The organism is Cohnella lubricantis (assembly GCF_014212015.1).
Taxonomy (GTDB): domain Bacteria; phylum Bacillota; class Bacilli; order Paenibacillales; family Paenibacillaceae; genus Cohnella; species Cohnella lubricantis.
Genome location: NZ_JACJVN010000105.1, coordinates 1 through 8,339, shown reverse-complemented (window position 1 = coordinate 8,339; position 8,339 = coordinate 1). Strand labels below are relative to the sequence as shown.

7 protein-coding genes and 1 pseudogene are annotated in these 8,339 nt (G+C 53.7%); 3 read left to right on the top strand and 5 right to left on the bottom strand.

The genetic code is table 11. The features are described from left to right. The 5 genes and pseudogenes from H4Q31_RS20860 to H4Q31_RS20840 all read right to left on the bottom strand — a co-directional run. Positions 1-230 (bottom strand): annotated as a pseudogene (locus tag H4Q31_RS20860) (lipoate--protein ligase family protein); the annotation flags it as partial. Between the two features lie 59 nt (positions 231-289). Continuing rightward, a complete protein-coding gene (locus tag H4Q31_RS20855) occupies positions 290-718 on the bottom strand; it encodes a DUF1284 domain-containing protein (RefSeq protein ID WP_185180996.1) in 429 nt (142 codons plus the stop codon). Between the two features lie 208 nt (positions 719-926). Beyond that, positions 927-1,253, bottom strand: coding sequence for an antibiotic biosynthesis monooxygenase (locus tag H4Q31_RS20850; RefSeq protein ID WP_185180995.1), 327 nt, complete (start codon positions 1,251-1,253; stop codon positions 927-929). Between the two features lie 160 nt (positions 1,254-1,413). Next, entirely contained in the window at positions 1,414-2,244 is an 831-nt protein-coding gene (locus H4Q31_RS20845) for a carbohydrate ABC transporter permease (protein WP_185180994.1), read from the bottom strand. Beyond that, entirely contained in the window at positions 2,244-3,131 is an 888-nt protein-coding gene (locus tag H4Q31_RS20840; RefSeq protein WP_185180993.1) for a carbohydrate ABC transporter permease, read from the bottom strand. The genes H4Q31_RS20845 and H4Q31_RS20840 overlap by 1 nt, the downstream gene beginning before the upstream one ends. A gap of 174 nt (positions 3,132-3,305) precedes the next feature. Here H4Q31_RS20840 and H4Q31_RS20835 point away from each other — a divergent pair, with 174 nt between their 5' ends. The 3 genes from H4Q31_RS20835 (at position 3,306) to H4Q31_RS20825 (ending at position 8,223) form a co-directional block, all read left to right on the top strand. Then, on the top strand, positions 3,306-5,156 hold the full coding sequence (locus tag H4Q31_RS20835) for a sensor histidine kinase (protein WP_185180992.1): 1,851 nt from the start codon (positions 3,306-3,308) through the stop codon (positions 5,154-5,156). Next, positions 5,134-6,789: a response regulator gene (locus tag H4Q31_RS20830; RefSeq protein WP_185180991.1), complete on the top strand. Its 1,656-nt coding sequence runs from the start codon at positions 5,134-5,136 to the stop codon at positions 6,787-6,789. The genes H4Q31_RS20835 and H4Q31_RS20830 overlap by 23 nt, the downstream gene beginning before the upstream one ends. Before the next feature lie 114 nt (positions 6,790-6,903). Continuing rightward, positions 6,904-8,223 carry an ABC transporter substrate-binding protein gene (locus H4Q31_RS20825; RefSeq protein ID WP_185180990.1) on the top strand — a complete coding sequence of 440 codons (1,320 nt, stop codon included), beginning with the start codon at positions 6,904-6,906 and terminating at the stop codon, positions 8,221-8,223. Positions 8,224-8,339 lie beyond the last annotated feature (116 nt).

Genomic DNA, 8,339 nt, shown 5'->3' with positions numbered 1-8,339 from the left:
TCGAGCTGCTGCGCAGCAGCGGCCGCGCCCGGCAAGCGGCTGTCCCGCGAGCCCAGAATGAGCGCGCTCGGATGCCGCCATAGATGGCAGACAGCCGGGCCGCCTTCGCCCGCGCAGCGCCCGAGCCATTCGTCCAAGGCGAACGGGTAGAGGGCATCGGGTTCCTCGAGCAGCTGGGAGCGGTCGAGGATCAGCATATTTTCGAGCCCCGATAGAGTATCTTCTGGCACGCCCACCGCTCCTTCCTCTCCATATCATACCGCAAAGCGGGCCGGCCACCAATAGAAGGTCAGCTGTGGAGAGGAAGCTTCCGCAGCGTTCGCGCCGCACGGATATGGCCGACGCCTTCGCTGCACATGCCGTACGGCTGCCACTGGCAATCGCGGCATAGATGGGCGATGTCTTCGGGAGCGACTTGGGCGGCGACCCGGTCGCAGATCTCTTGCCACTGGACGGTATCGCCCGGGGCTAACGCCAGCTTATCGAGGATCGCCCGGTCCTTGTGGAACACGCTCGCATTAAGGCAGTGGGACGGCTGGTCGGCGGGGAATGATCGGCAGATCTCGTCCGGCCCTTCGATAATGCGGATCTCGGTGTCCGACCCGCGCCGAAGCGTCTCGTAAATCGCGGTCATGTTGGCGCAGAAGCCGTCGGAGTATCCCTTGCCTCGGTACCCGAGCAGGCAGAGCAGGTGGTGGCCGCGCAGGCGAATCGACATTTTCGAATATCCAGCCCTTCGCAATTGGAATGTTAACTTGATTATAACACGAGGTTAACAATTGGGGCGGACAATAGGCGTGGGGAGAGGCAGACAGGAGGAGGGAGCGGGGCGGTTATAGAAGCATGCGGCCTGAGCGGATTAGAGGGGAGCTTAAGTGAGGTTAGGGGGAGGGCCGCGCCAGCAGCGCGGCCCTGTCGGCGGATGGTTAGACGAGCGTTGGGGACTTGACGGTCTTCACATCATAGAACTGGGTCGAACCTCCGAGCATGTAGTCCGGCTTGCCCGCTTGGCGGCTCTTGCGGTGGCCTTCGATATGGGCGGGACTCTTCTCCCAAGCCTTCCAAGCTTCTTCCGATTCCCAGCGGATGAGGACGACGACTTCTTCCTCGTCCTTCTTCCTGCGGTTGACCATGACGCTAAGGTCGATGAATCCTGGAATTTCCGTGATCGGCCCGCCCGGGCGGCTGAACCGCTCGACGACTTGATCGGCGTGACCGGGTTTGACGAGCATCGTCTTGATCTCGATAAGCATAAGAGTCCTCCTCGAATGGATAAGTATATGTTAATCCCATTCTAATTGATAATGATTATCATCGTCAACATAATTGGTGTTGATAGGACGGTAACGCGCTGTGCAAAAAAGCCGGAACCCCGAGGAGTTCCGGCTTTCGATGCGGCAGCCAATCGATTCATTAGCCCTTGACGGCGCCTGCTACAACGCCTTTGACGATGTACTTCTGCAAGAAGATGAAGACAATGATCGACGGAAGCACAGCCATGACCATGGCTGTCATCGCGTATTGCCAGTCCGACGTGTACTGGCCGACGAAAGTGTAAGCCGCCAACGTCAGCGTCTTGGTCGTCGGCGAGCCGTTGACCATGAGCAACGGGAGCAGGAAGTCGTTCCAAATCCACATGACGTCGATGATGATGATCGTCGTTGTGACCGACTTCAACAGCGGGAAGATGACGCTGAAGAACAGCCGGAAAGGACTTGCGCCGTCGATCTTGGCGCTCTCGTCGAGCTCCTTCGGAATGCCCTTCACGAAGCCGTGATAGATAAATACGGCGAGCGGAGCGCCAAAGCCCCAGTACAGCAGTCCTAGACCCCAGGTGCTGTTCGACAGATGCAGGAAACCTGCCGTCTTCAGCACGGTCAGCATGATCGATTGGAACGGAATCAGCATCGGCATAATGCAGATGAAGTAGATGACGGCGCTGAACCGCGACTTCGTCCGCGACAGCTTATAGGCTGCGATCGAAGAGACAAGAATAATGCCGAACAGACCGATCACGGTGATGACGACGTTGTTCAGGAACAGCCGCGGGTAGTTGATATACTTCCACACATACGAATAGTTGTCGAATGTCCAATGCTTCGGCAAAGCGATGACATCGGTCATTACCTCTTGGAAGCTCTTGAACGAGTTGAAGACGGCTAGGAACAACGGATAAAGGAATAATAGAGCGATTAGAACGAGGACGACCTCGAAGACGACGCGTCCGGCAGTGTTGCTGCGCATTAGCCCTCAACCTCCCTGCGTTTGAAGATGGTCAATTGAAGGATCGTAATAATCAGGACGCCAACGAATAAGATGAGCGCTTTGGCTGTGCCGTACCCGTACAAGTTATTCTGGAACGTATCCCGGTAAATGTTGTATGCGACGCTGTTGGTCGAGCTTCCGGGTCCGCCTCCGGTCAAGGACAGAATGACGTCGAACACCTTGATTGAGTTGGTTAGCGCCATGAAGACCGCGATCGTAACCGAAGGCGCGAGCAGCGGGAGGGTAACGCTGAAGAACCGTCTCATAGGGCCTGCTCCGTCCATGAGTGCAGCTTCCTTCAGGTCTTCCGGCACGGATTGCAGTCCGGCGATATAGATAACAAGGTAGAATCCGATCGATTGCCAGATCGAGACGAGGAGCACCGAGAGGAACGCTAACTTCTCTTCTCCGAGCCAACTCCACCCGAAGATGCTCCAGCCCGTGCTGCCGCCGAGCGATTCGAAGCCCTGCATGAAGATAAACTTCCAGATGAAGCCTACAACGACCAGGCTAAGAATATAAGGGATGAAGAAGGCCGCCCTTAGGAACGTCTTCGACTTCAGCTTGGAGTCTAGAACGATGGCGAGCAGAATCGCCAGGACGTTAATGACAATGATGTACAATACGGCGAACTTAGCCGTGAACCACACGGAATCGATGAATTCAGTGTCGCCTGTGAAAATTTGCCGGAAGTTGTCCAATCCGATAAACGTTCCATGCTTGGATATCCCGTTCCACTTCAATAAGGAGTACTTAATGGTCAGAACGAACGGAATGTAGAAAGCGATCGCGACACAGATTAGCACCGGGATCGTGAAGATTCCGAATTCGGCTTTGTCGGTCCACCGTCTGCCCAATTTGTTCATTTACCACACCTCTTTTTGCGCCGCATACCGTTCAATCGGCGATTTTCTTGCCTGTACATACCCTTGGCTATTAGGATATATTGCATTATAAACAGCGTACTGAGCCGACAAAATGGATTTAAGTAGACAGTTAAGGGTAATAAGGTGAACTGTCGTGCAACGGGGGGAGACATCATGGTTCACTTGGCGAAATGGTTCCAACGGGCGGCGCGAAGGCTGAGAGACTTCGGCACGAGGAGGCTTGTCAACAAGCTGACTCTGCTGTTTACAACCATTATCATTCTAGTGGTGGCTTGCCTTACGCTAATCTCCTACTGGATCATCCAGAGGGAGTCTATAGATCATACGATATCCAGCAATTCGAACAATCTGATGCTCGTCAATCAGAACTTGGAGAAGTACTTCGATGATATCGAGCAATTGTCGCTTCCACAGATCAAATACGACGACATCATCCATGCCATCAAGAACGTCGATAGAGATTACGCCTCTCGCATCTACCTGGAGGATTATCTGCGATCCTTGTTCTACTCCCGCAGCGATCTGGAGCGGATATATTTATATTTGATCGACGATCATAAGTACTTGTATATATCCCGCGAGAACTATGACGTTACCGTTCGCGCAGCCATCGACGGGACTATTCCCGATCAGCTGTGGTACAAGCAGGCGTTGGCCAGCGACAAGAACCGAGCGATTCAATCACTCGTGTTCACGGCGGACACGGGTTATAGCCTGCCTGACAATAACAGTTTTATGGCGTACCATCGTGTGCTCCGTTCATTGGTCGACCGCCAAGCAAGAGCGGTGCTTAGCTTCTATGTCAATCCGTCCGTTAAGGATGAGATCATGAAGGACGTTCCATTTGAGAAGGGCGAGCACCTGCTGTTCCTTAACACGGAGGGGGTTCCTTTCCATCTGGATAACCAGAATTTCTATTTTAGCATCCGTAATGGCGGTTTCCTGTCCAAGGTTAGCCAAGAGGCTTCGCGAGGCCGCTTCGTGTGGACGGTCAAGGATCGGCGTTATCAGGTTATGTTCAACGTCGATGACAAGGACGGCTGGAGGCTCATCAAGCTGGTCCCGTACGACGCGATTACCCGGACAGCCCATACGGCCAGCCGAATCAGCATTCTGATCGGTCTCGGCTTCCTGGCGCTCTCCATCTTAATCGTGACGCTCACTTCGAATGCGATTACCCGTCCGCTCAAGAAGCTATCTCTTCAGATGAACTTGTTCGGGACCGGCACATTTGATGCCGAGACGGAGGTCAAAGGGAGGGACGAGATCGCTCAATTGTCCAAACGGTTCAACCAGATGGTCAGGCGGATGAATGAACTGATCAATGAACGTTACCGCATGAAGCTGGTGGAGAAGAGCGCGATTCTGAAGGCGCTCGAAGCGGAGATAAATCCCCATTTTCTGTATAACGCCCTGCAGGCCATCTCGACGAAGGCGCTCAAAAGCGGGGAGGATGAGGTCGCCGACATGGTCGATGCGCTGGCGCAGACGCTCCGATATTGCATCAGCGGCAAAGACAGCGTCCAAGTAAGAGACGAGCTAAAGCACGTGGAACGATACTTGACGCTGCAGAAGGCGCGATTCGGGAACCGCCTGCAGGTCGTGAGCGATATCGACGAATCGCTAATGGGTCTTGCGATTCCGAAGCTCTCTATTCAATCGCTTGTGGAGAATTCGATTAAGCATGCGCTGGAGAAGGTGGTCTCCAGCATTACGATCTTGATCCGCATTCGTCTCGAACCGGAGCATGCGGTTATCTCCGTGAAGGATGACGGTCCCGGCATTCCGCCGGACAAGCTCCGGGAGATTCTGCAGTCCTTCCGGACGGATTGGGAGGAGCGCGAAGGCGACAGCATCGGGCTCAAGAATTTGAACGCCCGTCTTCAGTTAATATTCGGCGATGAAGCGAGGCTGGAGATCGCAGCAGATGAGACGGGAACGGAGATGCGCATCATGATACCGCGGGGAGGCACTTACAACCATGTACAAAGTTCTAATAATTGACGACGAGGAGCCAACGCGGGAAGCCATACGTATTCTAGGCGATTGGAAGGGGATCGGCGCCGAGGAGGTGCTTGAGGCCGGCGACGGGCAGTCGGGGCTTGACCTGCTTCGGGAACAGAAGCCGGATCTTGTTCTCGTCGATATGAAGATGCCGGGGATGGACGGTTTGGCATTTCTCCGGCAAGTCGAGGAGGATTATCCGAACTTGCTCACGATCGTGATCAGCGGATTCAACGACTTCGAATACACTCGTCAAGCGATTCGTTCCGGAGCCGTCGATTATTTGCTTAAACCCGTCAACCGTCAGGATCTGAATCAGGCCCTTCGCAAGGCGATTGGCGTGCTGGAGGAGCGGCGGAGGAGCGAGAGCGACTTCATTAACCGGAACATTACCTTGAACATGTCGTTGCCTAAGCTGAAGGAGGATATCTACTTATCCGTTATCGAGGGCAGCTTCAAGGTGAAGAATAACGAAGCGTTCCTGGGCCTCATCCAGGCCGACGATCCCGGCAACCGGTTCGGCGCCGCCGTCGTTCGCTTGATGAATATGGAGGAAGTGCTGGAAGAGAGGTTCAAAGGCGAGAGGGATCTGCTGATGTTCGCGATCTCCAATGTCATTGATGAATTCGCGGAAGAAGGATTCCGGAGCTTCAGCTTCGCCAATCCGAGGAAGAATCGGGAGATTATCGTCATTCGCACGGTAACTGGCGGCAATCGGGAGGACGTTCCCTTCCGTTCCATTCACTTTATGAACAAGGTCGTCGCTGCGCTGAAGGAATTGTTCGGCGTCGTATCGGTCGCCGGAATCGGGACGCAGTGTTCGGATGTGACCGAACTGGCCGAATCATACGCACTCGCCGTCGAGGCTGCGGGCAGCGTCGACTTGCTTAAGCTGTCGGGCAGTACAGTAGCCTATCAGCAGGCTGCGGCTAACCGTTCGGATCAGGAGAAGGAATCTCACTCGATCGCCGGACGAGTGTCTCAGATTCGCGCAGCGGTTGAATCTGGACATGAGAACCAGGCGCGCGCCATCGTGCTGGACTTCGCGAAGAGCCTTGCGGACTTAGGCAGCTTCAGTCTAAAGGATGCGGATCGAACGACCATGGAGTTCATTGTCCGCTTGAACGACATGGCGAGCGAATGCGGCGTCCCCCCGGAGAAGCTCCCGTGGGCAAGACAAGGCGGGCTAAGAGAAGTCGGATTGAAGACCGACTATGTCAATTTTCAGCAATATGAAGATTTGCTCTGCCGGATCATGGGGTATTACGCCTTGCAGATCCGGAGCGGCGCTGCGGTCGAGAGGGCATTCGATATCGGCGAGATTAAGGAATATATCGACCAGCATTATTTCGAGGACATTAAAATTTCCATATTTGCGGAGAGATACTATTTAAGCCGGGAATACCTGATGAAGCTGTTCAAGCAGCAATATGGAAGCGGCATCCATGAGTACGTGCAGAAAGTGCGTATGGACAAAGCCAAGGAACTGCTGAATGATTCGGATCTCAAAATTCAAGATATTTCCGAGATGCTGGGGTATAAGGATAAAAATTATTTCAGCAAGGCATTTCGCAATTATTTCGCTCTGTCCCCTTCCGAATACAGGCACAAATGGTCGACTGGACAAAAGTGAACTGGATAAGCACTCCACTTTTTTACCCTAAAGTGGTCACTTATCTGCATTTTTATCGTCTAGCGATTTATTTAGAATAGGCATCGAAGTTTAAAACTTACTGGGGGCGAGTCCATGATAAAGAGAGTTACGGCATTATCGGCAAGTTTGGTGCTGATGGCGGGCGCATTGGCAGCTTGCGGCGGCAACAACGATAATAACAATGCATCGCCGGCTTCATCCGCGTCGGCATCCGGCGCCGTCGATTATTCCAAACCGATTACGATCAACATGTTTACCGCTTCTCCGGAATATACCGATGCGTTTAACGCTTACATCGCAGAATATAAAAAAGTTCAGCCCAACGTAACGATTAATCTGGAGATCATGCAGTCCGACTATAACACCGTCCTCAAATCCCGCATCGCATCGGGCAACACCCCGGACGTATTCCAAACGACGGCTGGCGGAGACATCGACACATTCGCTGAATACAGCGCCGACCTGACGAATGAGCCGCTCGCGGCAGCGATGACCGATGCGATCCGCTCCAACATGACGTCTTCCGACGGCAAGGTGCTGGGACTTCCGGTCAAGGGCAACTTATTCTCTTTGATTTATAACAAGGAGTTGTTCCAAGAAGCGGGCATCACCGAACCGCCGAAGACGGTGGCCGAATTGGATGATGCCATCGCGAAGCTGGAAGCCAAAGGCATTACGCCGTTCGCTAACGCGTACAAGGAATGGTGGACTTGGAAGCACGTGTTCCAACAATTCGTGGACGCCGCCGCGCAGGATGCTGGCGAGGACCCGAAGACGCTGGTCGCCGACTTCATCGCCGGCAAGACATCGTTTAAGGATCATCCGATTCTCGAGAACAACTTCTTCGACTTCATTGACAAGACCGTGGCACACGGCACGGATAAGCCGCTTGAACGCGACAGCAATGCTGAAGTGAGCGACTTCGCGACCGGCAAGGCCGCAATGATGACCGGCAAAGGCGCATGGGACGAAGAAGCAATCAAGAAGATTAATCCCGACATCCAGATTGGCATTATGGGCTATCCTGTCAGCGATAAGGCCGAGCAGGCGGTCATTATTACCGGTGCGGACCAAGCGCTTCGCATCAGCAAGGATTCGAAGAACGTTGAGGCCGTTATCGACTTCTTCAACTGGCTGTACACGTCCGACTATGGCAAGCAATGGTTCTCGAACGTTGCGAAGGTTATTCCTCCGATCAAGGACGCGCCGCTGCCGGACCTCGACATGCCGAAGCAGATGGAGGAGTTGCTGAAGACGGAGCAATCGGGCGACCTGTCTATCAACTACACGCTCGATACGTTCCATCAGAAGTTCGGCGAGATCATGCAGAGTTATATTGGCGGCAACACGAACAAGGAAGCCGCGATCTCCCAAATCGAGCAAGCATGGCAGCAGCTTGGCTCTGCTGAGTAACAAAGAGCGATAGTCCCATTGTGCCTAATACAGCGCCCCTTGAGGGCGCTGTATTACATTAGCGGTCATATGCGCGGAGCCTATTCATTAGGACTAATTAGGAGCTATTCCTGTAA

Excerpts from the sequence above, each read along its gene's own strand:
- H4Q31_RS20855 (WP_185180996.1), bottom strand. The coding sequence starts at position 718 with ATGTCGATTCGCCTGCGCGGCCACCACCTGCTCTGCCTGCTCGGGTAC.
- H4Q31_RS20850 (WP_185180995.1), bottom strand. The coding sequence starts at position 1,253 with ATGCTTATCGAGATCAAGACGATGCTCGTCAAACCCGGTCACGCCGAT.
- H4Q31_RS20845 (WP_185180994.1), bottom strand. The coding sequence starts at position 2,244 with ATGCGCAGCAACACTGCCGGACGCGTCGTCTTCGAGGTCGTCCTCGTT.
- H4Q31_RS20840 (WP_185180993.1), bottom strand. The coding sequence starts at position 3,131 with ATGAACAAATTGGGCAGACGGTGGACCGACAAAGCCGAATTCGGAATC.
- H4Q31_RS20835 (WP_185180992.1), top strand. The coding sequence starts at position 3,306 with ATGGTTCACTTGGCGAAATGGTTCCAACGGGCGGCGCGAAGGCTGAGA.
- H4Q31_RS20830 (WP_185180991.1), top strand. The coding sequence starts at position 5,134 with ATGTACAAAGTTCTAATAATTGACGACGAGGAGCCAACGCGGGAAGCC.
- H4Q31_RS20825 (WP_185180990.1), top strand. The coding sequence starts at position 6,904 with ATGATAAAGAGAGTTACGGCATTATCGGCAAGTTTGGTGCTGATGGCG.